The following is a 23,735-nucleotide window of genomic DNA, read 5'->3' on the forward strand; positions in this document are numbered from 1 at the left end:
TTCACGGGGGAATTTTCTCATCCGCCTGATTGCGGTGCATGACCTGGAGCCGCTGCATACGTGGAGTCGGGCAAATGTACTGCTGGTGGGGGATGCCGCACACGCGCCGTTGCCGACGTCGGGGCAAGGGGCCTGCCAGGCGTTGGAGGATGCGTGGCATTTGGTCCGATGCCTGGATGGCGCAAGCGGCAGCCTGGATGAGGCTTTTCGGGCGTTCACGAAGATCCGCAGCCCCAAAACGGCAAAGCTGGCGGAGCAAGGTCGGGGCTTTGCTCGCGGGTTATTCGCCACCGATCCTGAAACCTGCCGCCTGCGCAACGAGCGGGCCAAGGCGTCCGATCCTTTGCGTGACGTGCAGGTCTTGGCCGACGGGTGGGGACAGGGCCTGCCAATGCCGCAGATCGCGGCCGTAGCTCGTCTGCGGCGACGCGCTAGCCATTGATCCTGTACAGCGTATAGCGACGACTTTTATAGATCGGCGCCAACCGCGCTCTGACACTTGCTTGAATTGAAGGCTCTTCATCCGGGGGAATGGCGATAAAAGCGATTTTTCCCTGTGCAAAGTCGAGCCCTTCCAGGTCCCCGATAGCAATCAGCGTTGCCCGACCTTCGGAATAGAAGCGCGCGGAGTAAGGCAGGTTATCCAAAAAATACAGCTGTTGTCCTTCGCTCATCTGAGACCGGGCCGCTGCAACCAACTGCTTCTCGGTCTTGAATTTAGTCGGGACGGCGAACGAAATCAGCCCAAGACTAATGGCCGCGATTGGCGCCAGCGCACCTGTGACGATCAACACTCTGCCTAAGCGTGTTGAGTCGCAGGCAGCGAGAAAAGCTTTGGCGTGAATCGCGAAAAGCATTGCGAAACCAGGCAAGCTTGGCAACACATACGTCCAAAGTATATTTCCGGAAAATGAGAAGAAGACCGGAGCGGCAAGGGCCCACAGGGCCAGGTATCCGGCGACAGGCGACCTGCTGATCTCGACTGCCTTTGCCCTGCGAGATGATCGCGTACCTACCCAAATGGCAAACAGGATACCGCCGCATCCCCACGGAAACGATGCAAGCAGCCAGTCGCCCCAAATACTGCCTAACGGCCTGCGGTGCGCCGTACCGTACAGATCGCCTTGCCAGCCTGCGTCCACGAATCGCAGAAAGTGCTCGCCGATTAAAAAGTACCGAAGAAATCCTGGGGTCTTTATCTCTGCGCAGATGTACCAGGGAACGGTCAGCGCCAGGAATACCAACGTGCCTTTAACCCAAGGCAGATCGGTCAGATGCGCCATGCGCTCCCGGTATATGGCAAGCCATGGCACGACCACTATCCCGACGAGGACGATGGCCAATGGTCCTTTGGACAGCACACCAATCGCCAAGCCCACAAAGAGGCCATAGCGCCAAAACGGTGTAGGCGATTCCCGCGCAACAAGGAACGCCAACACAGCATAGGCGACCCCCAGCGCAAAGAACGCATCCGTCAGCACCGCGCCGGCTGCGGTCAGCGGCAGGAACATGGTCGCAAGTGTGAGGGTCGCCCATCGTGCCGTCTCTCGATCAGCCAGGATAGCTGTCCCACGATAGAGCAAGGCCGCAAGCGCCGCCATCGCAAGGAATGAGGGGAATCGAACGGCGAATTCAGAGTTTCCCAGGGTAAGTATCCCCAGCGCCTGGGCCCAGAACGATAGAGGTGGTTTTCCCCAAAACGGAACGCCAGGTTCGTACCAAGGAGTTATCCAGTCTCCAGACTCGACCATGAATCTGGCAATCTCGGCGTATCGTGGTTCTGAATTATCAATCAGTGGCATCAGAGCCATTGAAAGTAGACGCGCAATGACGACGCCCGCCAGCATCCAAAAAAAGCGTTTAGCCGTCAACTGCATTTCTTGCTCGCATTTCGGCTTGGTGTGGCGCCATTTCGATGGCGGCCTCAAGAACATCTCGCACGACAAAGATGGGACGCTGCTTCGTCTCCATGTACCCCTTGCCTACGTATTCGCCCAATAGACCGATTGTCAAAAGTTGAATGCCGCTTAGAAGGGTGATCATGGCCGTCAGGGACGGGTAGCCCGGCACATCATGGCCGAACACAATAGTCTTGAAAATTATCCAGAGGCCGAAACTGCCACCTGCCAATGCCACGACCGCGCCGATGGCGGTTGCCCATCTCAACGGCGCGGTTGAAAAGGAGGTAATGCCCTCAAGGGCGAGACCGAACAAGGCCAGGTACTTCCATTTTGTCTTGCCCGCGACTCTGGGGGCTCGGTCATAATCGATCACTTTGGTCGGGAACCCGATCCACGAATAGAGACCTTTCATATAGCGGCACCGCTCTGGCATTTGGAGCAGAGCCGCCACGGTTCGACGACTCATCAGTCTGAAATCGCCAGTGTCTGCGGGAATTCGAGAGCGGCTCAAACGGCTCAGGACTCGATAGAACGCGTAGGCGGACAATCGCTTGGCAAACCCTTCGCCCTCGCGTTTTCGTCTTCGCATCGAAACGACATCGAATCCCTCCAGCCATGCCTTGACCATCTCCGGGATGAGTTCCGGAGGATCTTGCAAATCGGCATCCAGCAGGATCATCGCCTCGCCCCGCGCATAGGCAAGGCCGGCGCTCATCGCCGCCTCTTTGCCGAAGTTTCTGCTTAAACACACTACGCGGACTCCGGGCTCTTTCTGAATCAACGCAGCCAGGTACAAGACGCTTTCGTCTGTGCTTCCGTCATCCACGTACACGAGTTCGTACGGCAGGGCCAGCTTTCCTAGTATTTCTTTCAGCTTGGAATGACAGATGGGCAAGACATCCAGCTCATTGAAGAACGGGATGATGACCGAGATACTGCTCTGGCATTCCGCGCTTGCGTCGGCGCCCGCTGGATTTGGAGGTAACGTGATCATCGTTTGACACCACTCGCTATCGAAGTCTGCCATTCGGATAGAACCGCACGAAAACCATCAACCCTTGAAATTCATTTATCTCTCTTTGCAAAGTACCTCCTGCTTACTGGAAAGGGGTACCCGTGAAAACGAGCAGCAAAGCGAACAGAGCCGGATTCGCCATCGGCATTGGACAAAATCTGCGAGGTGACAACGTCGTTGCGACGCTCGGTCGTGTATGCGCACTGCCCGGCGTTCCGCGGCGCGGGGCCGAGGCCTCAGAAGCGCCAGCGGCCGAATATGAAAAGGACGTTACCCGTGCCGCTTGAACCTGGGATGTAGGTGGCATAGAGCATAGCGCCCCTGTAGCTCGCGCTGACCAGTGGCAGGATGCCGGGGAAAGGCACATAACCCATGATGTCTTGGCGCGCGGTCAGGAACACGGTATAGCCCGCACCCAGTCGGAAGTTCTCGCTGACCTGGCCGATCTTCAGGAAGCCGTAGCCCGCGGCGGGTTGGACCTTGCTGTGTGAGTCCAGAAAGGCCATGGCGTAAAGGCCCTGCCAATCACCGTCTTCATCGTAGATGCTGCGGCCGTATCCGCCGCCCCAGGCCAATTCGTTAAAGCCGTTGATTTGTTCTTTGCTGTACGTGGCGCGGTTGTGCCACGTATATCCGCTTATGTAGAGATCGTTACCGCCCTCGGTCCAGATCTGGTCAAGCCGGTTGCAGGCGGACCGCGCCCAGTTGGGCATGCTGTCGCAAGACCGTGCGGGGGCCGCGGAAACAGAGAGCAGTACAAACAGTATCGCTACCCGGAGTCTTGCGGTTATTGCGGCCGTCGAGGAGAAATGACGGGTCCAATACGGTAATGGAACTGTCCTTATTTTCCCTGTCATATCGACGTTCCCATTACGACAGGAAAAAATGCCGCGTATTGGACACACCTTGAACTGACGCTGCCGCGGTTTGCATCCCACCGGCGCAGTCAGGGCTCGTAATTCGAGATATTGGTACCCTAGAGCGACATGCCGGCCATCAGGCCGCTATTTGTTCATCACGAACCCAACGGTCGGTTGGTTCGCTGTATTGGTATCGATGCGTTCGTCTGCGCCGATATTGACTAGAGCACGGTGGCGTCGGCGCCGACGGTCCAGCCATTGCTGTTGCGCAAGTTATTCGAGGCGTCATCCGTCATGAACAGCAGAACCATGGCCTTCGACTGCGCGCCCGCATGAATGCCGATCGAGCCGGACGCGGTGCGGTAGAGCCCACAACAGCAGCTTTAGAATAGCGGCGATCAAGACAGTCGTGATACCAGGGAATACGAGCAACCGATTCCTAACGTTTTTAAACATCCGAATTCCGCGTCCAGGGGCATTCTCGTCTGGATCGTTTTGCAAGTCCTTTTCTTTGATCTGAATGGACCTCAATCATGCGTGCATTGGGTAAGACCCTGACAACGTTCGCCCCAACTGCGCCACGGCCGTGCCGCCCGCACTGAGCAGAACGCCGGCCACCGCATCGATAGCATCGAAGCCTCTACCAACGACGCCTCTACCAACGACGCCTCTACTGCGGTGCGTTCATCTCCTTTTCCTTCTCCTTCTTTTCCTTTTTCTCTCCGTCGTAATGCGACTTGATGGCGAGAAACATGCCGGTGCCCAACACGAGGACCTTGAACGTACCGAAGATTACAGGGACCCAAAAATTCATCATTTCCTCGAAACGCTGCTTCAGCAGCTTCATCTCGTGGCTGCTTAAAAAATGGCAACGCTGAGAGCGGGGGATTGGGGAGAGCGAGCGCCGTACTCCCCATAGGAAGCCAGATTTTACCGCCAAGCTCCATACAAGTTGTTGAATTGTTCTGCTTGTATGGTTTTGGTGGTAAATGAAAGTGGAAAAAACCCATACATAAAGATATGGACGGCTCTCCCACGCGAAGTTAGGCCGGCCCCGGGCCGCTTCGGGGTTACGGCGCCCGTTTGCGAGCGCCTTACCAGTGCTACTGGACCGTGACGTGCGCCTGGTCGATAACGGTTTTCCATTTGTCGAGCTCGGCGTCGACGAAGCCCGTGACCTGTGCCGGCGAGAGCTTGGCCGGCGTGGCATTGTTGTCGTTAAGCCATTTGATGTTGGCTTCGGTGTTGGCGCTGTCGATGGCGATCTGGTTCAGTTTCTGCACGATGCGTGTCGGCATGCCGGCGGGGCCGAAGAGGCCTATCCAGGCCTGCGATTCATAGCTCGGATAGCCAGATTCGGCCACGGTGGGGACATCGGGCAAGCTGGGCAGGCGGTCTTTTGAGGTGACAGCCAGGGCTTTGACGTCGCCCGAGCGGATGAAGGCGGCTGCCGATGTGGCGTCCAAGAATGCCGCCGGGATCTGCGCGCCTATCAGGTCGGTGGCAGCAGGAGCTGCGCCCTTGTAGGGGATATGGCGCAGATTTGCGCCGGCGACCATTTTGTAGAGTTCGCCGGACATGTGTGCCGAGCCGCCCACGCTGCTGGAGCCGAAAGCCAGACCGCCAGGTTGTTTGTTGGCGTAGGCCGTGAATTCCTTGGCGTTGGAAATGGGAGATTTGGCGGGAACCAGCAGGACGTTAGGCGCGTAAGCCAGAATGGCCACGTTTGAGAAGCTCTTCTTCGGGTCGTAGGGCAGGTTGGGCTGCAGGCCGGGATAGATCACGTGCTGCGTGGCCGTAACGAGCAGGTTGTAGCCGTCCGGTTTCTCGCGCGCGACGAGCGCAGTGCCGATCTGGCCGCTGGCGCCGGGCTTGTTCTGAACCACGATGGTCGTCTTCAACTCATTGCCCAGGTCCTGAGCGAAGCGGCGCGCAACCAGATCCGTGAAACCGCCAGGCGAAAACGGGATGACGATGGTGATGGGTTTGCCGTCGGGCCAATCGGCGGCAGCCGCGACGCCAGGCGCGAGCAGGGCGCTGCTGCCGCAGATGATGATGGCGGCAAGATTGCGGCCCAAAGGGATGCGATGCAATTGCTTGTCAGACACGCTTGTCTCCGGTTTGTTGTAGTTATCAAAACCTCTGTATATGCCAGGTCCGCTGCCCACGCAGGTCAGGTATTGACCGTGCCTGCATCCCTTGGGGACACCGTTGACGTGCTCTCTCTTAATGCGTGTGCGCGCCTTCAGGCAGAGCCATCGTGAAAACCTCGCCCCTCCTGAGCGAGCTTGACGATGAGATTGGCCGGCTTCCAGTATTGCGAACCGTGCTCGGCTTCGTACTCGCGCAGCCCAGCCAGGATGGCAGGCAGGCCGATCTGGTCCGCGTAGCACAGCGGGCCGCCCCGATAGGCGGGAAAGCCGTAACCTTTGAGCCAGACGACGTCGATGTCGGAGGCGCGTTCGACGATATTCTCCTCGAGGATATAGGCGGCTTCGTTGATCATGGAGTACAGGCAGCGCTCCAGAATTTCCTGGTCGGAGATCTGCCGCGCTTGTCGGCCGGAGGCGGCGCGGTGTGCGGCGACCAGGGCTTCGGCAGCCGGTGACGGGGTGGCCTTGCGGTCACTGTCATAGTCGTAGAAGCCACCCTGGGTCTTCTGGCCCAGCCGGCCTGCGGCGACCATGCGGTCCAGCATGTCGCATTCGCGCTCGCGCGGCGTCAGGTTCTGCAGGCGGCTCTGGCGATTGCGCCAGCCCACGTCCAAACCGGCCAGATCCGCCATGGCGAACGGCCCCATCGGGAGGCCGAAGTCGCGCAGGACACGGTCGATCTGAAAGGGCGAGGCGCCTTCCTGGAGCAGGAAATAGCTTTCGCGCGTACGCTTGGCCAACATGCGGTTGCCGACGAATCCGTCGCAGGACCGCACCAGCACGGCGACCTTGCCCAGGCGGCGGCCCACTTCCATGACGGTGGCGCACACGTCGTCAGAGGTGGCGGAGCCGCGCACGTTCTCCAGCAACTGCATGACGTTGGCGGGACTGAAAAAGTGCATCCCGACCACGTCCTGGGGCCGCCGGGTGGCGCTCGCGATAGTATCGATGTCCAGGTAAGAGGTGTTGGAGGCCAGGATGGCGCCGGGCTTGCAGACCCGATCAAGCGTCTTGAATATCTCGTGCTTGAGCCCGATTTCCTCGAACACCGCTTCAATGACCAGATCCACGTCGGCCAGATCCTCGAAGCGAGTGCTGCCCTGTATGCATGCGAGACGCTGCGCGACGTCGCCTGCGCTGATTCGGCCGCGCCGAGCGGAGTTGGCGTAGTTTTCTTCGATGCGCGCCAAGCCCTGACTGAGGCGCTCGGCGTCTTTCTCCAGCAGCAGCACGGGTATGCCGGCGTTGGCGAAGCACATCGCAATGCCGCCGCCCATCGTGCCGGCGCCTATCACCGCCGCGCGGCTGACGGACCTGGCCTTGGCCGCGAACGGCATCTTGTGCAATTGACCTTCGGCCGCGAAGGGATGGTAGGTGACGACTGGCGTGCTGGTCGTGCTGCTCATGATTGTGTCCCAGGTTTCTGCGTTTACAGGGTGGCGCGCGATCCGAGAATCGCGGTGACCTGGCTGGCCAACTGGCCGCCATTGCCGTGGGCCAGGGCCAGATCGACGCCGTCAACCTGTCTGGCGCCTGCGGAGCGGCGGATCTGATGCACCGCCTCGATGGCCGCGAAAATGCCATACATGCCCGGGTGATTGCAGGACAGGCCGCCGCCGTTGGTGTTGACCGGCAGTGCGCCGCCGGGCGCGGTCACGCCTGACGCCACGAACGCGCCACCTTCGCCCTTGGCGCAATAACCCAGGTCCTCAAGAAACAGAATCGGGTTGATGGTGAATGCGTCATAGAGCTGCAGGACGTCGATCTCTTGTGGCGCGACGCGCGCCATCTCGAAGGCGCGTTGGCCGGAGTGCACGGCACCCGTGACCGTGAGGTCTTCCATGCTCGAAATCTGGCGATGCGTGGTTGCCTCACCGACACCCAGAACATAGGCCGGCGTGTTGGCAAATTCCGGCACGCGCTCTGCGGCGACAAGAATCATCGCTCCGCCGCCGTCGGTCACCAGGCAGCAATCCCGCAGCGTGAGTGGATCGGATATGGGCCGGGAATCCAGGACATCGGCGATGCTTAAGGGGCCGCGCTCGTGCGCGGCAGGATTGAGCTGCGCCCACTGGCGCGCGGCGACCGCAACGCTGGCCAACTGCTTGCGCGTGGTTCCGTACTGGTGCATGTGGCGCGCGGTAGCCAAGGCGTAGCCACTGATGGGGTTGCGCGGCGAATACATCGCCTCCCAGGGTGCGGGTTCGGTCAGGGTGGTCAGCTTGCCGCCCGCCGATAGTTGGTTCGACCCATAGCAAATGCAGGCCACTTTGCACAGCCCGGCTTGCAGGGCAAGCGTGGCCGACAACAGGTGAGCCAGAAATGAGGAGCCGCCGATGTTGGTGCCATCCATATAGGCCGGATGGATGCCGAGATAATCCGCCACGGACAGGGCGGGCATGAAATGCGTCAGGGTGGACGTGAACAAGCCGTCGATCTGGTCCACGCCGATGCCCGCATCGGCAGCAGCCGCCTGAACGGCGATGCCGAGTTGATCCAACGCCGAGAACCCGGGGCTGTTCCAGCCAGGCGTGGTGCCGATCCCGACAATCGCCGAGGCCCCTCTTGTACTAGTAGCCATCAATTCATTCCAATTATCATGGGTCGCGCGGTCAGTCCGCGCGCACAAACACCACGCGCGGCACGCCAGAGGACTGGCGGCGCACTTCTGCACGGACTCGCATGCCGATCGTCACCGCCTGGGGTTCCATATCGACAACGGTGCTCATCAGGCGCGGTCCTTCTTCAAGGTCCACCAGGACGACGCAATAGTCCCCACCCCGTTCGGGGCGTTGGCGCACGACGGTGGTCGAATAGATGGTGCCGTCGCCATTGGCGGCTTCCCAGCGCAAGCGTCCGCCGCCATAAGGGGAGATGGCTCGAGGATAGAAAACGGCGCGGCCGGTTGTTTCGCAGCGCTGAATCATGAACTGCCCTTGTTCGAGCATGCGCTGGAAGTACTGCTCCGGGCCGACTGCCTCGTCGCCCGCTGTGTGTGTGCTGTTTGAGGAATTCTGCACATTCGCCTCCCAAGATTCTTTGGCCGCGGCAGGCCGGCAGGCGGATGGGACATACACCCGTTGGTGTATGGCTTGTCTGCTGGCGATGCCACGACGCTCGAATGATGTTAGGGGGGCGATCCGTCTCGGGACAATTAACTAATTTTGACGAGGGTCATAGCGATTGGGCATAGCTCGGCCGAGGCCCGGTGCGTGCCAGATTCGCGCGCAGACGGGGTATTCAGTCAGCCAGCCAGCGTACGCCGACGTGGCCGAACTGTTTGATATAGGGCTCAAGCACGCGGATCAGCTCGGCATGCAGGGCATTGACGAGGCGGGGGTTGCGGTTCAGGACGGCGGTGCCGATGATCACCGTGCGTTGCAGCGTGGGGCTGATGATGGGTGCGCCTTCGATGCGCTTCTCAGCCAGCATCGTCATGATGGGGATGACTGGCAGGATGGTGTAGCCGACGCCGCGTAACACCAGATCGAGAATGACCGTCGTGCTGTCCGACTCGGCAACCAGATTCAGGTTGACGCCGAGGATGGTGCAGGCTCGATCTATCACGTTGCGCAAGCTGCGCGCTTCCGGAACCACCATGGGCATTCTGGAGACGGCCTCGAGCGTCATCGGGGTGTCCTCGGACAATCCGGACCCCGGCATGCCGAAGACGTATATGGGCTCTGAATAAGCGGGCGAGGTCTGCAGAAGTTCGGATTGCAGATAGTCGCCCATGAGGCAGATATCAAGCTTGCCGCCCTCCAGGCCTTCTTGCAGGAAATCCGAGAAGCCGGTGGCGATGCGCACGCGCAGATTGGGATACTGCTGCTGCAGCGCGATGACGAGCGGGCCGGCAAGCGCGGCCGCCAGGCTGGGCAGCATGCCGATGGACACCGTGCCAAGCAGATCCGATTTTGCGGCGCCGATGTCGGCCCGGGCTTCATTGAGCCCCTTAAGGGAAAGCCGCACCTGATCGACAAACCGGCGGCCTGGCACGGTCAGCACCATCCCGAGCCGGTTGCGCTCGAAAAGCGGAGTGCCCAGTTCGTCTTCCAGCTGTTTCAGCTGTCGGGACAGGGCGGGCTGCACAACGTGCAGCAGTTCCGCCGCCTTGGTGAGGCTGCCGGTTTCCGCGATCGCCAAAACCGTTCTTAACTGCCTGAGTTCCATTTCCGCCTGCTTTTATCGAGACACATGCCAAACGGCTATAGGGGTCAGAGAAAAATGTGAATTGTGCGGCTGTCGCACGACTCCTACCATCCTCACCAAGTTAACGACAACCGCCGGATCAAGCTGGGCTGCGATTGCGCGTATCCGTTTCCATGTTAGTGCTTTTCGGCGCCTGCCCGCAGGCGCGCCTCGTCTGGCAGGAACATGCAATGGCTACGGGCAGCAGCTTAAGGACTTGAGCATAAGAGTTAGAGCAGAGACATAGGATCACCATGAAGAGAGTGTTGATTGCCAATCGTGGCGAAATCGCCGTGCGAGCCATTCGCGCCGTGCGCGACCTTGGGTTGGAAAGCGTCGCGGTGTATTCCCAGGACGATTCAAACTCCAGGCATCGAATTCTCGCGGATACCTCGGTTGCGCTGACTGGCTCCGGTCCGGCGGCTTATATCGATATCGACGCCATCATTGCTGCAGCCACGGCCGAGCATTGCGATGCCATCCATCCGGGATATGGCTTCTTGAGTGAAAGGGCGGATTTCGCCCTGGCTTGCGATGCGGCCGGAATCACGTTCATCGGCCCGAACGCCGATCACCTCGCTCTGTTCGGAGACAAAGGCCGCGCTTTGCAACTGGCCCGCGAATGCGGCGTGCCGGTCATGCCCGCCACGCCGGGCGGTGCAACACTTGCGGACGTCGAACAGTTCTTCGACGAGCAGGGCGGGGTCGGGATCGTCATCAAGGCGGTCGGCGGAGGCGGCGGACGCGGGATGCGCGTCGTCAAGTCCAAAGCCGATATCGCCGAGCTCTATGCCCGCTGCCGGTCGGAAGCCATGTCGGCCTTTGGCGTGGATGCGCTGTATGCGGAGCGTCTGGTCAATCGCGCACGTCATATCGAAGTGCAGATCGTCGGCGATGGTGCATCGGTGGTCGCGCTTGGCGATCGGGATTGCACGCTGCAGCGCCGCTTTCAGAAAGTGATTGAGATCGCGCCCAGCCCGGTGCTGAGCGCCACGCTGCGCGCCGCCATTCTTGCCGCGGCAAAGAAAATGGCGGCTAGGGTGGAGTACCGCAGCCTGGGAACCTTTGAATTCCTGGTCGAAGAAAACGAGCAGGGGGTGCAGACGGACTTTGTATTCATCGAAGCCAATCCCCGGCTACAGGTTGAACATACGATTACCGAGCAGGTCACGGGCGTGGATCTGGTGGCCTTGCAGATCGGGGTCGCGCAGGGAAAGCGCCTGGCCGAACTGGGCGTGGACCCGGCCAACCCGCCGGGGCTGAACGGTTATGCCATTCAGGTCCGCATCAATGCGGAATCGACCGATGCCACGGGCATGGCGCGCCCGGCACACGGCAGGCTGGAGCGTTTCGAGCCGCCCGCCGGCCCCGAAGTGCGCGTCGACACCCATGCCTACAGCGGGTACTCGCCCGCCCCGGCGTTCGACACGCTGCTGGCCAAGCTGATCGTGTTCAGCGGCAGTGACGATTTCTCGGGAGTGGTGCGGCGTTTGCGCCGCTGCCTGGCCGAGTTCCGGATTGCCGGTGTCGCGACGAATATCCATCTTTTGCAGGCGCTCGTGGCCCGGGAAGACTTCCTGTCGCAGCGCAACCATACGCGCTACATCGAGTCCATCCTCGGGGAACTGCTTGCAGCGGCCGAGCAGTACGCGCAAGCGCAGCAGGCCAAGGACAGCCTGATCGGCGATTCGGGGGGGCGCAGCGCTTCGGTGGCCAACCTGCCGCAGGCAGCGCAGGCCGCGGTGCCAGAAGGGCTATCGGCATCGCGCGCGCCGTTGAGCGGCCGCCTGGTCGAGGTGTCCGTGAGCGCTGGTGCTCTCGTCCTCAAGGGCCAACCCATCGCCGTGATCGAAGCGATGAAAATGGAGTACACCGTCGTCGCCGATTTCAATGGCAGGGTCGTCGAGGTGCCGGCCGCCAGTGGCGGCAATGTGCTCGAAGGCGAGATCCTGGTCTTGCTGGAACAGGAATCGAGTGGTGTCGACACCGAGGTCGTGACAGACGCGATCGATCTGGATGCCGTGCGCCCTGATCTGCAAGCCGTGCTCGACCGCCATGCGTCGCTTTATGATGACGCGCGCCCGCAGGCCGTGGCAAAGCGCCGTTCGCGAGGGCAGCGCACCGCACGGGAGAACGTGGACGATCTGTGCGATGAAGGCTCGTTCGTGGAGTTTGGCGCACTGGTCATTGCCGCGCAGGCAAGCCGCCGCAGCAAAGAAGACCTGATCGCCAACACGCCAGCGGACGGCATTGTCACCGGCATTGGCAACATCAACGGCGACACATTCGGCTACGACGGGTCGCTGACCGCCGTGATGGCCTATGACGCGACGGTGCTGGCGGGCACGCAGGGCAAACGCAACCACATCAAGACCGACAGGCTGGTGGAACGTGCCCGCCGCGACGAAATGCCGATGGTGTTGTTCGCCGAAGGCGGAGGCGGCCGGCCGGGCGATGTCGATTTTCCATTCGTATCCGGGCTGTATCAGCCGTCGTTCGCCGCGCTGGCCGAACTCAGTGGCGAAGTGCCTTTGCTCGGCATAGTTTCCGGACGCTGTTTCGCGGGCAACGCCGCTTTTCTGGGGGTCTGCGATGTCATCATCGCGGACAAGAGCGCCAACATCGGCATGGCCGGCCCGGCGATGATCGAAGGCGGAGGACTGGGCATCTTCCGGCCAGAGGATGTGGGCCCGGCGCCGGTGCAGTTCGCCAATGGCGTCATCGACATCCTGGTCGACAACGAGGCGCAGGCCGTCGTGGCGGCGAAGCACTATCTGTCCATGTTCCAGGGCCGCACCAAGGACTGGGTGGCGCCCGACCCGCGCCACCTCCGTCATGTGGTGCCGGAAAATCGCTTGCGTGTCTACGACAGCCGCAAGGTCATCGAAGGCATTGCCGACGTAGGCAGTGTATTGATGCTGCGCTCGGGGTTCGGCCAGGGTATGCACACCGCCCTGGCTCGCGTGGAAGGGCAGCCTGTAGGCATCATCGCCAACAATCCGCATCACCTCGGAGGCGCCATCGATGCCGATGCAGCCGACAAGGCGGCACGCTTCATGAATCTTTGCGATGTCCACGGTCTGCCCATCATTTCGTTGATCGATACGCCGGGATTCATGGTCGGGCCGGAGCAAGAGGCCAAGGCGCAAGTCCGGCATGTGTCGCGCATGTTCGTGGTCGCGGCCAAGCTGCGGGTCGCCATCTTGGCAATTGCCTTGCGCAAGGGCTACGGTCTGGGTGCCATGGCCATGGCCGGCGGGGGCTTTCGCTCGGCCAGTTGCGCGGTGTCGTGGCCAACGGGCGAATTCGGCCCCATGGGCCTGGAAGGGTCCATCCGGCTGGGCTTCAAGAAGGAACTCGAGAACGTCCCCGAGGGGCCGGAGCGCCAGGCGCTTTACGACCAGTTGGTGGCGCGCGCCTACGAGCGCGGGCACGCCATCAATGTCGCGTCCACGACGGAGATCGACGCCGTCATCGATCCCGCGCAGACACGCACGTGGATACGCCAAGGCATCGCGTCGGCATCTGTGCGCGCCGGCCGGGCCCGCCGCGCCTTTGTCGATACCTGGTAATCGAGGCGAAGTCTCTTGGAACAGGTTGCGACGATGCAAACATCTGAAAGCCGGCTCGCCTTCTCCGGGTTGCGCGTGCTGGAAATCGGCTGCGGAGCGGCAGTGGCTTATGCCGGCAAGCTTTTTGCGGATTTTGGCGCTGAGGTCATCAAGCTGGAGGACCCCGGCGGCGACACGCTGCGCCGCCTGCCGCCCCTTTTGAATAAGGCCGATGGCGAACCCGAAAGTGCCTTGTATGCCTGGCTCAATACCAACAAGCGCAGCGTAGTTCATCCTAGAAAGACAGGCGCGGATACCACGTGGCTGTCTGGGCTCGCGCGGACATGCGATGTGATTCTCGACGCCCGGGCCCTGGACGAAGGCTTGGAGGTTCTGAAGCGCCCCGCGTACGCGGGCGATGGGAATGACGGCCAGGGCATTGCGCCGATCGAAGTATGTCTGACCTGGTTCGGCGAGTCCGGGCCCTACAGTGGTTTCTCGGGAACCGAGGCCGTGTGCCGCGCCCTGTCCGGCGCGGTGTATTGCAGTGGCGCGGCGCAAGGCCCCCCCCATCTGCCGCACGACATTCAGACCGCCATTGCCGCCGGTGTCGCAGCATTCTCGAGCGCAACCGCCGCGTTGCTGGGACGATCCGACGGCAGCCGGCGTTATCTGCTGAGCATCCATGAGATTGCGTTTTCGCTGGTGGAGATGGAAGCCGGCATGGTGCAGGATGGCCGGCATCCCTTGGCTCGGCTGGGTGTCAACCGGTTCTGCACGACGCATCCTGCCGGCATCTACGAGACAAAGCAGGGCTGGATTGGGCTGTTCGCCCATACCGGCCCGCAGTGGGCAGCGCTGTGCGCTGCCATCGGCCACCCGGACCTGGCTGAGGAGCCGCGTTTTGCGAGCGGGCCGACCCGTATGGTCCATGCGGACGAAATCGATGCGTTCCTGATTCCCAGTCTGCGCGCCATGACAGCCGAGGAATGGTTCGATGTGCTGCGAAAGGAGAAATTCCCCGCTGTCATCGTGCCGACCATGGCAGAACTGCTTCAACAAGGCGTGCATCGCGAACGCGGCGCTTTTGTTCCCGTCAAGGTGGAGGCGGCCGAATTCGAGGGGCCGGTCGTTCCGCTGCCCATGGGCGATGCGGGGCCCTTGCCGGGCGGTAAGGCAGCGCTCCTGGACGCTGACGGCCCCCGCTACCGTGAAGGGGAGAGTCTGACGCCGGCCGCCGGCATGGCCAGGGCTGCGCCAGACGCGTTGCCCTTACGAAAAATCCGGGTGGTGGATCTGACGATGGGGTGGGCCGGGCCAATGGCGGCAAGGACGCTGGCGGACTTTGGCGCGGAAGTCATCAAGGTTGAAAGCACGCGCTATCCGGACTGGTGGCGGGGCACGCATTACACCGATGAGTTCTATCAGGAAAAGCTGTACGAAAAGAACTCGAACTTTGCGCTGATGAACCGCAACAAGTTGGGCATTACGCTTGATCTGACCCGTGCTGAAGGACGTGCGGTTCTGTTCGATCTGGTGGCCAAGGCCGATATCGTCATCGAGAACTACTCGACCGAGGTGTTGCCCAAACTCGGGCTGGACTATGCCGTGCTGTCCCAGGTCAATCCGCGGTTGGTCATGGTATCCATGCCGGCATTCGGGTCGGGCAATGACTGGAGCACGATCAGGGCCTATGGCGGCACATTGGAGCAGGCTAGCGGCCTGCCGCAACACACCGGTTTCGCGCAGGACCCGCCGGCGCTGACCTCCTACGCTTATGGTGATCCGGTGGGTGGCTTCAACGGGGGGGCGGCGGCGTTGTTGGCGCTGTTCGTGCAGCAACGCTCGGGCAAGGGGCGCCACGTCAACCTGTCTCAGGTGGAATGCATGCTGCCCATGACAGCGCCGTTCCTCATTGAGCAGTCCGTGCACGGCACTACTACGCCCCGCAGCGGCAATGCGCATCCTCTCCATGCCCCGCAGGGGATTTACCCGTGCGCGGGCGATGACGCCTGGGTGGTGGTGAGCATCACGAGCGATGCGCAATGGCAGGCATTGCTGGCGGTCATGCAGGCGGCTGACCTTGCCCTGGACCCTGCTCTGGAGAAGGCGGCAGGCCGACGGGCCCGGCAGGAAGAGATAGACCGCAGGATCAACGCATGGGCCCGCGCGCGCTCCGCGCAAAGCGCAATGGCCGAACTGCAGCAGGCCGGCATCAGCGCAGGCGAAGTCAAGCCGGTCTGGACGGTGCTTGATGACCCGCATCTCAGGGGCCGTGAGTTTTTCAAGGCGACTTCCCGCCCTTATATCGGCGAGTTTCTGGCGACCACGCCCTGGTTCAGGGAGCCGGCCGCTATGGTCGCGGCGGTGCGTCCGGCGCCTACGCTCGGGCAGCACAATGGCGATGTGTTTTCGCGCGTACTGGGCATGAGCGCGGAGCAGCAACAGACACTGGAACGAGACGGAATCATAGGAAACACCGCAACCAGGAAGGCGGCCTGACAAGCCGCGTAAGCACGATGCAATGCACAAGATCTAACCTTCGTGGAGACAAACAATGACTACATCCGATTCCCGCCGTAACTTCCTCATCACTTCCGCGCACCTCGCCGTGGCTTCGGCATTGGGGTTGGGGTCACCTGCCGCGTTCGCGCAGGACAAGGCATGGCCCACTAAAGCCCTCAAGATCATCGTGCCGTTTCCGGCCGGTTCGATCACCGACACGATGGCTCGCCTGCTGTCGGATTCTTTGTCCAAGACGCTCAAGCAGCCCGTCATTGTGGAGAACAAGGGCGGCGCCAATGGATCGATCGGGGCGGCCGAGGTGGCCCGTTCGGCCCCGGATGGCTACACGCTGCTGGCCACCAACAGCAGCAGCATCACCGTCAATCCCTTGATCTACAAAAACTCCCAGTACAAGGCTAAGGACTTCGCTCCCATCGCCCTGGTACTGGACGCGCCGTTCATTCTGAACGTCAACCCCGAATGGGCCAAGAAGCACGCCATCGAGTCGGTCAAGGATCTGGTTGCGTACGCCAGGAAGAATCCGGGCGAGCTCACCTATGGGTCGGGAGGCCAAGGCAACCTGGCCCATCTGGCGTTTGCGCAACTGAGCAATGACGCCCAGTTCAAGGCAACCCATGTCCCTTACAAGTCGGCCTCGCAAGCAAGCATGGCGGTCATGTCGGGCGAGGTGAACACGTCTTTCGATACGCTGGCCAGCGCACCGCAAGTGGCGGCCGGCAAGTTGAAGGCCCTGGCAGTCACGCAGAAGCAACGGATTTCCCAAATGCCGGATATCCCCACGATGGCCGAGGCAGGCTTTCCGAACATCGATGTCACTTTCTGGCTGGGCCTGTTCGCCCCGGCAGGCACGCCTGCACAGATCGTCGACACCTTGTATGAGCAGTCCAAGCGCGCGATGGAGCAGCCCGCCGCCAATACCTCACTCAGTGCGCAGGGTATCGTCGTCATGCGCAATCCGAAGGAATTGTCCACGCGCATCGGGCATGAGGTCGATCAGCTTTCTCAAGTCGTCAAGCGGGAGAACATCGTCATCGATTAAGGCCAGGCCGGCGCGGCGGACGCCGGCAAGGCGTCTTGCCATCGGCTTGCCAGGCAGGGCCACCCCTCAGGGATTCCCCCAATCACATTCTCCTTGCGGAAACTCAATCCCCTATAGGACACTTTGTGTCATTAGAGCCGACACGGCGCAATCAAGGGGAATGGCATGACGGTTTTTGGCAAGGTAGCTGCGCTGGCGTTGACGGCGGGAATAGTGGGGTTCGCAGGCGGCGCGCACGCGGCTTACCCTGAGCGGACTATCCGTTTGGTTGTGCCATTTGGCGCAGGTGGGATCACGGATATCGTGGCGCGTCAGGTGGGCAAGGGCATGGGCGATGTGCTGGGGCAGGGCGTCGTGATTGAAAACCGGCCCGGGGCGGGCGGCGTGATTGCCGCGCAGGTGGCGGCGACGGCTGCGCCTGATGGCTACACGATCTTCATGGGCACCGTGGGCACGCAGGTTGTGAACCCGCTGATCTACAGCAAGCTGAGCTATGACGCGGACAAGTTTGCGCCGGTGGGCATGGTGTCGGGGTCGCCGTACTTGCTGGCCGTGCGGGCCGGGTTGCCGGCGGCGTCGTTCAGTGATTTCGTGGCCTATGCCAAGAAGAATCCGGCCAAGCTGAACTTTGGGTCAGCGGGCAACGCCAGTTCGCCGCATCTAGGGCTGGAATTGCTGAAGCTGACGGCGGGGCTGGACATCGTGCATGTGCCGTTCAAGAGCGGCAGCGAAGCGGTTAACGCCGCAATTGGCGAGCAGGTGGATGTGGTGATGGACGCCAGCCCCGTCATCATGCCGCATGTGGCGTCTGGCAAGCTGCGCGCGTTGGCCGTGGCGGCGGATAAGCGTTTGCCGTCCGCGCCTGCGGTTCCGGCCAGCACCGAAGTGGGCGATGCAGGCTTGCAGATCAGCTCGTGGAACGCGTTCTTTGCGCCGGCGGGCACTCCGCCCGACGTGTTGGCTGCGCTGAACGCTGCGTTGCAAAAGACGTTGGCGTCACCGGAATTGAAAGAACGTCTGGCGGCGCAAGGCACGCAGCTTTACACGGGGTCGCCCGACGAATATCAGCGCTTCATCTCGGGCGAAAAAACCAAGTGGGCCGAGATCGTGAAGCGCGCCAACATCAAGATGGACTGACGCGATGGCACTGACTCCTCATCCGCTGGCGGGCAAACCGCTGGAATTGGCCGACACCTTGCGGTCGGGTAATGCATGGAAAATAAGGCTCGCCTGCGGGCTGATGGGCTTGCCGGTAACGCGGCGCACCTTTGATATCGTGACGGGCGATCTTGAGACCGACGCGTTTGCGCGGATCAACCCGTGGCGGCAGGTGCCGGCATTGTTGACGCCTGAAGGCGAGTGGCTGGCCGAGTCGCAAGCGATTCTTTGGTATCTGGCTGAAGGCACGCCGTGGCTGCCGGACGATCGCTTGGCGCGCGCGCAGGTGTGCAGTTGGCTGAGCTTCGAGCAGACGCAGCACATGCACGCGTTTGCGCAGCCGCGCTTGTTGATTCATTTGCGCCAGACGGCGCGCGTGGACGATCCGGCGATGGTGGCGTGGCGTGCGATTGGGATGAAGGCCGCGGCGTGGATGGATGCGCATCTGGCGGGCCGCCATTATTTGGTGGGCAGGGCGCCGACGATTGCTGACGTGGCTTTGTACCCCTACACCAGCATGGCGGCGGAGGGCGGTTACGACCTGTCCGCCTTCGCGAATATCACTGCCTGGCTGGCGCGCATGCGCGCCTTGCCGGGATTTACGCCGTTGATGGAAACGGCCTGACGGAGACATGATGAACGATACGATGCACCTGGGAAAAGACGAGCTGATCGCGCGGGCGCAAGCCGAAATGCAGCGTCAGTTCGAGACGCCGCAATGGAGCCTGCGCGAGCGCCTGGCGCTGACGTGCCGGATCTTGTTCGATGGCGGTCACGACTCTGGTCTGGCCGGGCAGATCACCGCGCGCACGACGGAGCCGGGCCGCTACTACACACAGCGGCTGGGGCTGGGTTTTGACGAGATCACGGCCAGCAATCTGCTGGTGGTGGACGAAGACCTGCGTGTGCAGGAAGGCGGGGGCATGCCCAACCCGGCCAACCGTTTTCATTCGTGGATTTACCGCGCGCGTCCGGACGTGAACTGCATCATTCACACGCACCCGCTGCATGTGGCGTCGCTGTCGATGCTGGAGGTGCCGCTTGAAGTCTCGCACATGGATAATTGCACGCTGTATGACGACGTGGCCTTCTTGAAGGACTGGCCGGGCGTGCCAGTGGGCAACGAAGAAGGCGAGATCATCTCGGCGGCGCTGGGCAGCAAGCGCGCCATCTTGTTGTCGCACCACGGCATGCTGATTGCGGCAGGCTCGGTTGAAGAGGCCTGCGTGCTGGCGCTGCAATTCGAACGCGCGGCGCGCATGCAGTTGTTGGCGATGTCGGCGGGCAAGATTCAGCCGATTCCGCCGGCGCTGGGCCGCGAGGCGCACGACTGGATTCTGACGCCCAAGCGCTCGCAGGTGGGGTTTTCGTACTACGCGCGTCGGGCGCTGCGGGCGCATCCGGACGTATTGGCGTAACCGGGGCTGCTGGCGTCTGCGGGCGTTTTGTGGCGGGGGCGGCAGGCAGGGGCGAGCGGAGCGCAGCGGGGCAGGAAGATGCTGCCCGCTCGACGGCCGGGCCGGTTTCGGGCATGCTTACCGGTCGTCTTTTCGACCCTTGCCCCAATGATCGACCTGCCGCACCGCCTTCGCACCCTGCGCCGCCAGCAATCCCTGTCTTTGGAACAGCTGGCGCAACGTACGGGCCTGACCAAAAGCTACCTCTCCAAACTTGAGCGGGGCTTGAGCGAGCCGTCGATCTCCACCGTGCTGAGGCTGGCAGAAGCCTATGGCGTGGGCGTGTCTCAACTGGTGGGGGCGGACGACGCCGCGCAAGACGAAGTGGTCAGCGTGGTGCGCGTGGCCGACCGCGAAGCCCTGCAACGGGGCGGCTTGGGCGCGGAATACCGGTACGAATCGCTGGCCGGGCGCCGCAAGGTCAAGGCGATGGAGCCCTTTGTGGTGCATCCGCCGCGCGACTTTCCAGACGCCGCCGCGGTGTTTCCGCATCCCGGCGAAGAGTTCCTGCTGGTGATCAAAGGGTCGATAGAAGTGCAAGTGGGCGAACGCCAGTTCCGCCTGGACACGGGCGATTCCGTCTACTTCGATTCCGAACTGCCGCATCGCATGCGCACTGTCAGCCGCGCCCTGGCCGAGGTGCTGGTGGTGGCGGCGCATTGATTCGCCGGGACGCCGGCACCGCATAAACCGATAACGACACACAGGGATCTCATGAAACATGATCAATCGCGGCTGGTCCGCATCGATACCGGCCCGCTGATGAACCCGGTGCCGGGCAAGCCCCGCCGCCCGATTTCGGGCGACGCTGCTTTTCTGACGGTGACGGCCTTTGAAGGCAATGCGGGCAAGGCGGAAGCCGGCGTGTGGGAAAGCACGGCGGGCGTCTTCCAGGCAAACACCACCGGCTACATCGAATTTGGCACCATCATCGAAGGTTCGGCCCGGCTGGTCGACCCGGACGGCACCGTGCATGAACTGACCGTGGGCGAGGCCTTCGTCATGCCCGAGGGCTACACGGGCCGCTGGGAAGTGGACCAATTCGTGAAGAAGATCTACTTCATTACGCGCCTGGCCTGACGCGCATCCACGCGCATGCCCGTTACGGCTGTGGCCGTTGCGGATACGCCGACGTGCCGAACGTATTGCCCATGCGGTTGCCAATGGTGGCCGGCGTGGGCAGGCCCATCTGATTGGGCGGGCGCTGCGTGACGGCTTCAGACTCCAAACTCGGAGCGGGCCTCACCGGCGCAGCAGGCGCCATCTTCTGGTTTAGACAGTCATAGGACAGCGCGCGATAGCCGTTGACCTCGGTCTCGATGCAGGCGCCGCCTGCTGCGGCGGGCGCGGGGGCACCGCGTGCGCCGGCTGCGGCGGCGGGTTGCGTGTCGGCCGCGAACGACGGCGGCCCGGCCAGCGTCAACACAACAAAGCCAATCACCCGTGACACTGTGCGCATGCGCGCTCCTTGAACAAACCCGGCCTGTTGCAGCCGGTGCAATCCGCAAAGTATAGGGACGGCCACGGGCGCGCAGGTGACCGTTGCGTGGCGGCGGCGCGTGCGGGGGGCGCGTCGTGTCACGAATGCGTCATTCAGCGCCTCTAGCATGGCGGCTTTTGTTAGGGCGGGCGCCCAGGCGTCCTGTGTGGCGGCCATGTCAGGCACTTCCCCCTTGCGGTCACGTTCATGAGCGGCGCCTTCAAGGGGCGTGGCGTGGCGCTGCGCGCTTGTCTGGCCTTGGCCCTGCTGGCGCTGGCGCCGTCAGGCGGGGCCGCGCCGCCTGCCAAGCCCATTGAGTTCGCGATTGCGGCGCAGCCGTTGGCGCAGGCGCTGGTCGAATACAGTCTGGCCAGCGGCCTGACGGTGCTGGTCGACAGCACCTTGACGGCGGGCCGGCAGGCCCCGGCAGTTGTTGGCCGCTATACGCCGGGCGACGCCCTGCGCAAGCTGCTGGCCGATTCGCCCTTGGCCATCCGTTACGCCAGCGAGCGCTCGTTCACGCTGGTGGCGAAACCAGATGAGTCGGCCGCGGCCACCGCGCGTTCGGGCAAGCGCCTGCGCGATACGCCTTACGCCGCCGTCGTGCAGGGCGCATTGAAGCGCGCACTGTGCGCCGCGGCGGCCACGCAGCCGGGCAATTATCGTGCGCTGGTGCAGCTGTGGTTTGACAAGGCATGGCGCGTGACGCGCGTGGGCTGGGTGGCCTCTACCGGACAGGCTGGCCTGGATGACCGGCTGGAAGCGGCCTTGCGCGGCGTGGTGATCGGCCCGTTGCCTGCCACCTTGCCGCAACCGTTGACGGTGTTGCTGACGCCGCGCAGTGCGGCGGAATGCGCCGATATGCCGGGAGGCGTCCATGCGGGATAAGCCGGCCGACACGTCGTTGCGTTCCTTGTTTCTTGAGCGCTACAACGACTTTCGTAATCAGCTCAAGCGCAGGCTAGGGTCGGAAGACCTGGCGCACGATGCGATGCAGGAGGCGTTCTTGAAGGTCAATGATCTGCCCGCCAGCGCGTCGATTCAACAGCCCGCGGCCTATCTTTTCCGGGTGGCGTTGAACATCGCGGAAGACCAGCGGCGGCGGGATTCCCGTTTGCTGACGGGGGTAGAGATCAGTGAACTGATCCACCTCACGGACGAGGCCGCAGACCCTGCGCGTATTGCGCAGGGCCGCAATCAGATCGACGCCTTCGGGCGCGCGCTGCGCAAATTGCCCGAACGCACGCAGCAGATGGTGCTGGCCGCGCGGGTGCAGGAGTTGCCGCACGCGGAGATTGCGCGCCGCTATGGCGTGTCGGAACGCATCGTCTCAAAAGAACTAAAGCGTGCGCTGGAACATTGCGCGCGGGAGTTGCACCAGGACGAAGAACCATGGCGTTGACGATGAGCATGCCCGGAAGAAACAAGCACGAAGACGCGGCGTCGCGCGAGGCGCGGGCGTGGCTGCTGGCGTTGACGTCGGGCCGCGCCACTGAGGACGATGCGCAAGCGTTTCGCAGTTGGCTGGGCGCGGATGCCCGGCATCAGGCCGCCTTTGCCGAGCAGAAGCAGCTGTGGCAAAACGTGGGGCCGGCGATTCAAAACGTGGTGGCGGAGCGCAAGCGCAAACCCGTCGTGACGGGCCGGCGCGCCTTTCTGGGGGGCGCGCTGGCGGCATCAGCTACCTATCTGGCATTCAAGCCGCCCTTGGGCCTGTGGCCCGGCGTGGACACCTTGGGCGCCGACTATCGCACGGCCGCGGGCGAACAGCGGCGCGTGTCGCTGGGCAATGCGCTGGACGTGGACATGAACACGCTGACGCGCATCAATGTGGGCAGCGATGCGCATGGCGCGGTCATCGAGCTGGCTGATGGCGAAGCGGAAATCCGCAGCGGCTCCACGCCCGCCGTGGTGGTGGCTGGCAAGGGCCGCATCACCGCGCGCGACGCGACCTTCAACTTGCGCTACATCGATGGCGAAGCGCGGCTGTGCTGCCTGTCGGGCGCGTTGCGGCTGGTGCATGCGCAGGGCGTGTTCGATGTCGTGGCTAACCGCGAACTGCGCTACGACGATGCGCGGGTGATGCCGCCCGTGCAGGTGGACCCCGATGTCGTGACCGCGTGGCGGCAAGGCTGGCTGGTATTCAACCAGCAGCCCTTGGCGCAAGTGGTGGACGAGCTGAACCGCTATCGGCGCGGGCGTTTGGTGCTGATGAACGAGCAGCTGGGCAAGCGTCTGGTGCAGGCGCGTTTTTCGCTGGCGCAGGTGGCCGACGCCGAACGCTTGATCCGCGACGCGTATGGCGCGCGTGTGACACATCTGCCCGCAGGCGTCGTGTTGCTGTCATAAGCGCGCCACAAAGACGGCCCCTTGATGAATTATTTGTGACAGGGTGCCGGTCGGCATT

21 protein-coding genes and 2 pseudogenes are annotated in these 23,735 nt (G+C 62.4%); 12 read left to right on the forward strand and 11 right to left on the reverse strand.

Features of this window, described 5'->3' with window-relative positions; all coding sequences use genetic code 11:
* Positions 1 to 19 precede the first annotated feature (19 nt).
* Positions 20 to 442 (forward strand): annotated as a pseudogene (locus AC1DSJ_RS03760) (FAD-dependent monooxygenase); the annotation flags it as partial.
* Here AC1DSJ_RS03760 and AC1DSJ_RS03765 read toward each other — a convergent pair.
* The 10 genes and pseudogenes from AC1DSJ_RS03765 to AC1DSJ_RS03810 form a co-directional block, all read right to left on the reverse strand.
* Positions 432 to 1,877, reverse strand: coding sequence for an ArnT family glycosyltransferase (locus AC1DSJ_RS03765; RefSeq protein ID WP_441371760.1), 1,446 nt, complete (start codon positions 1,875 to 1,877; stop codon positions 432 to 434). The pseudogene AC1DSJ_RS03760 and the gene AC1DSJ_RS03765 sit on opposite strands and share 11 nt — an antisense overlap.
* Positions 1,861 to 2,895 carry a glycosyltransferase family 2 protein gene (locus AC1DSJ_RS03770; protein WP_441371761.1) on the reverse strand — a complete coding sequence of 345 codons (1,035 nt, stop codon included), beginning with the start codon at positions 2,893 to 2,895 and terminating at the stop codon, positions 1,861 to 1,863. Before AC1DSJ_RS03770 ends, AC1DSJ_RS03765 begins: the two co-directional genes overlap by 17 nt.
* Before the next feature lie 257 nt (positions 2,896 to 3,152).
* Positions 3,153 to 3,707, reverse strand: coding sequence for a lipid IV(A) palmitoyltransferase PagP (gene pagP, locus AC1DSJ_RS03775; RefSeq protein WP_441371827.1), 555 nt, complete (start codon positions 3,705 to 3,707; stop codon positions 3,153 to 3,155).
* A 185-nt stretch (positions 3,708 to 3,892) separates the two neighbouring features.
* Positions 3,893 to 4,147 (reverse strand): annotated as a pseudogene (locus AC1DSJ_RS03780) (YSC84-related protein); the annotation flags it as partial.
* Between the two features lie 299 nt (positions 4,148 to 4,446).
* Positions 4,447 to 4,623 (reverse strand): hypothetical protein, encoded by a 177-nt coding sequence (locus AC1DSJ_RS03785; RefSeq protein WP_181953224.1) that lies wholly within the window; start codon positions 4,621 to 4,623, stop codon positions 4,447 to 4,449.
* A gap of 256 nt (positions 4,624 to 4,879) precedes the next feature.
* Entirely contained in the window at positions 4,880 to 5,884 is a 1,005-nt protein-coding gene (locus tag AC1DSJ_RS03790; RefSeq protein WP_441371762.1) for a Bug family tripartite tricarboxylate transporter substrate binding protein, read from the reverse strand.
* Between the two features lie 137 nt (positions 5,885 to 6,021).
* The gene (locus tag AC1DSJ_RS03795; RefSeq protein ID WP_441371763.1) at positions 6,022 to 7,335 is read right to left on the reverse strand and encodes a 3-hydroxyacyl-CoA dehydrogenase; all 1,314 of its coding nucleotides are present in this window, start codon (positions 7,333 to 7,335) and stop codon (positions 6,022 to 6,024) included.
* 23 nt (positions 7,336 to 7,358) lie between these two features.
* Entirely contained in the window at positions 7,359 to 8,510 is a 1,152-nt protein-coding gene (locus AC1DSJ_RS03800; RefSeq protein WP_441371764.1) for an acetyl-CoA acetyltransferase, read from the reverse strand.
* A 31-nt stretch (positions 8,511 to 8,541) separates the two neighbouring features.
* Complete coding sequence (locus AC1DSJ_RS03805) at positions 8,542 to 8,949, reverse strand: Zn-ribbon domain-containing OB-fold protein (RefSeq protein WP_441371765.1); 408 nt, start codon at positions 8,947 to 8,949, stop codon at positions 8,542 to 8,544.
* Between the two features lie 220 nt (positions 8,950 to 9,169).
* Entirely contained in the window at positions 9,170 to 10,099 is a 930-nt protein-coding gene (locus AC1DSJ_RS03810; RefSeq protein WP_441371766.1) for a LysR family transcriptional regulator, read from the reverse strand.
* 272 nt (positions 10,100 to 10,371) lie between these two features.
* Between AC1DSJ_RS03810 and AC1DSJ_RS03815 the strand changes: the two genes are divergently transcribed.
* The 8 genes from AC1DSJ_RS03815 (at position 10,372) to AC1DSJ_RS03850 (ending at position 20,928) form a co-directional block, all read left to right on the forward strand.
* Positions 10,372 to 13,689, forward strand: coding sequence for an acetyl-CoA carboxylase family protein (locus tag AC1DSJ_RS03815; RefSeq protein WP_441371767.1), 3,318 nt, complete (start codon positions 10,372 to 10,374; stop codon positions 13,687 to 13,689).
* 15 nt (positions 13,690 to 13,704) lie between these two features.
* Positions 13,705 to 16,170, forward strand: a complete 2,466-nt coding sequence (locus tag AC1DSJ_RS03820) for a CaiB/BaiF CoA-transferase family protein (RefSeq protein ID WP_441371768.1) — start codon at positions 13,705 to 13,707, stop codon at positions 16,168 to 16,170.
* 55 nt (positions 16,171 to 16,225) lie between these two features.
* Positions 16,226 to 17,233: a Bug family tripartite tricarboxylate transporter substrate binding protein gene (locus tag AC1DSJ_RS03825; RefSeq protein WP_441371769.1), complete on the forward strand. Its 1,008-nt coding sequence runs from the start codon at positions 16,226 to 16,228 to the stop codon at positions 17,231 to 17,233.
* A 165-nt stretch (positions 17,234 to 17,398) separates the two neighbouring features.
* The gene (locus AC1DSJ_RS03830) at positions 17,399 to 18,370 is read left to right on the forward strand and encodes a Bug family tripartite tricarboxylate transporter substrate binding protein (protein WP_441371770.1); all 972 of its coding nucleotides are present in this window, start codon (positions 17,399 to 17,401) and stop codon (positions 18,368 to 18,370) included.
* A 4-nt stretch (positions 18,371 to 18,374) separates the two neighbouring features.
* A complete protein-coding gene (locus AC1DSJ_RS03835; RefSeq protein WP_441371771.1) occupies positions 18,375 to 19,016 on the forward strand; it encodes a glutathione S-transferase family protein in 642 nt (213 codons plus the stop codon).
* 10 nt (positions 19,017 to 19,026) lie between these two features.
* The gene (locus AC1DSJ_RS03840) at positions 19,027 to 19,809 is read left to right on the forward strand and encodes an aldolase (RefSeq protein ID WP_054427877.1); all 783 of its coding nucleotides are present in this window, start codon (positions 19,027 to 19,029) and stop codon (positions 19,807 to 19,809) included.
* Positions 19,810 to 19,956: 147 nt separating this feature from the next.
* A complete protein-coding gene (locus AC1DSJ_RS03845; RefSeq protein WP_054427863.1) occupies positions 19,957 to 20,511 on the forward strand; it encodes a helix-turn-helix domain-containing protein in 555 nt (184 codons plus the stop codon).
* Between the two features lie 51 nt (positions 20,512 to 20,562).
* Positions 20,563 to 20,928 carry a cupin domain-containing protein gene (locus tag AC1DSJ_RS03850; RefSeq protein ID WP_054427862.1) on the forward strand — a complete coding sequence of 122 codons (366 nt, stop codon included), beginning with the start codon at positions 20,563 to 20,565 and terminating at the stop codon, positions 20,926 to 20,928.
* 22 nt (positions 20,929 to 20,950) lie between these two features.
* Here the strand turns inward: AC1DSJ_RS03850 and AC1DSJ_RS03855 are convergent, their stop codons facing one another.
* Positions 20,951 to 21,307, reverse strand: a complete 357-nt coding sequence (locus AC1DSJ_RS03855) for a hypothetical protein (protein ID WP_441371772.1) — start codon at positions 21,305 to 21,307, stop codon at positions 20,951 to 20,953.
* A 228-nt stretch (positions 21,308 to 21,535) separates the two neighbouring features.
* Here AC1DSJ_RS03855 and AC1DSJ_RS03860 point away from each other — a divergent pair, with 228 nt between their 5' ends.
* From AC1DSJ_RS03860 to AC1DSJ_RS03870, 3 genes are read left to right on the forward strand one after another with little or no spacing between them, the layout of a single operon-like run.
* Positions 21,536 to 22,216, forward strand: a complete 681-nt coding sequence (locus AC1DSJ_RS03860; protein WP_441371773.1) for an STN domain-containing protein — start codon at positions 21,536 to 21,538, stop codon at positions 22,214 to 22,216.
* A complete protein-coding gene (locus tag AC1DSJ_RS03865) occupies positions 22,206 to 22,730 on the forward strand; it encodes an RNA polymerase sigma factor (RefSeq protein WP_054427859.1) in 525 nt (174 codons plus the stop codon). Before AC1DSJ_RS03860 ends, AC1DSJ_RS03865 begins: the two co-directional genes overlap by 11 nt.
* Positions 22,731 to 22,738: 8 nt before the next feature.
* Complete coding sequence (locus tag AC1DSJ_RS03870; RefSeq protein ID WP_254600700.1) at positions 22,739 to 23,677, forward strand: FecR family protein; 939 nt, start codon at positions 22,739 to 22,741, stop codon at positions 23,675 to 23,677.
* The last annotated feature ends 58 nt before the right edge of the window (positions 23,678 to 23,735 follow it).

This window comes from Achromobacter sp. 01N37 (assembly GCF_056399725.1).

Bases quoted from the DNA above. Each gene is read 5' to 3' on its own strand.
- AC1DSJ_RS03765 (WP_441371760.1), bottom strand. From the start codon at position 1,877: ATGCAGTTGACGGCTAAACGCTTTTTTTGGATGCTGGCGGGCGTCGTC.
- AC1DSJ_RS03770 (WP_441371761.1), bottom strand. From the start codon at position 2,895: ATGATCACGTTACCTCCAAATCCAGCGGGCGCCGACGCAAGCGCGGAA.
- AC1DSJ_RS03785 (WP_181953224.1), bottom strand. From the start codon at position 4,623: ATGAAGCTGCTGAAGCAGCGTTTCGAGGAAATGATGAATTTTTGGGTC.
- AC1DSJ_RS03795 (WP_441371763.1), bottom strand. From the start codon at position 7,335: ATGAGCAGCACGACCAGCACGCCAGTCGTCACCTACCATCCCTTCGCG.
- AC1DSJ_RS03800 (WP_441371764.1), bottom strand. From the start codon at position 8,510: ATGGCTACTAGTACAAGAGGGGCCTCGGCGATTGTCGGGATCGGCACC.
- AC1DSJ_RS03810 (WP_441371766.1), bottom strand. From the start codon at position 10,099: ATGGAACTCAGGCAGTTAAGAACGGTTTTGGCGATCGCGGAAACCGGC.
- AC1DSJ_RS03815 (WP_441371767.1), top strand. From the start codon at position 10,372: ATGAAGAGAGTGTTGATTGCCAATCGTGGCGAAATCGCCGTGCGAGCC.
- AC1DSJ_RS03825 (WP_441371769.1), top strand. From the start codon at position 16,226: ATGACTACATCCGATTCCCGCCGTAACTTCCTCATCACTTCCGCGCAC.
- AC1DSJ_RS03830 (WP_441371770.1), top strand. From the start codon at position 17,399: ATGACGGTTTTTGGCAAGGTAGCTGCGCTGGCGTTGACGGCGGGAATA.
- AC1DSJ_RS03835 (WP_441371771.1), top strand. From the start codon at position 18,375: ATGGCACTGACTCCTCATCCGCTGGCGGGCAAACCGCTGGAATTGGCC.
- AC1DSJ_RS03840 (WP_054427877.1), top strand. From the start codon at position 19,027: ATGAACGATACGATGCACCTGGGAAAAGACGAGCTGATCGCGCGGGCG.
- AC1DSJ_RS03845 (WP_054427863.1), top strand. From the start codon at position 19,957: ATGATCGACCTGCCGCACCGCCTTCGCACCCTGCGCCGCCAGCAATCC.
- AC1DSJ_RS03850 (WP_054427862.1), top strand. From the start codon at position 20,563: ATGAAACATGATCAATCGCGGCTGGTCCGCATCGATACCGGCCCGCTG.
- AC1DSJ_RS03855 (WP_441371772.1), bottom strand. From the start codon at position 21,307: ATGCGCACAGTGTCACGGGTGATTGGCTTTGTTGTGTTGACGCTGGCC.
- AC1DSJ_RS03860 (WP_441371773.1), top strand. From the start codon at position 21,536: ATGAGCGGCGCCTTCAAGGGGCGTGGCGTGGCGCTGCGCGCTTGTCTG.
- AC1DSJ_RS03865 (WP_054427859.1), top strand. From the start codon at position 22,206: ATGCGGGATAAGCCGGCCGACACGTCGTTGCGTTCCTTGTTTCTTGAG.
- AC1DSJ_RS03870 (WP_254600700.1), top strand. From the start codon at position 22,739: ATGCCCGGAAGAAACAAGCACGAAGACGCGGCGTCGCGCGAGGCGCGG.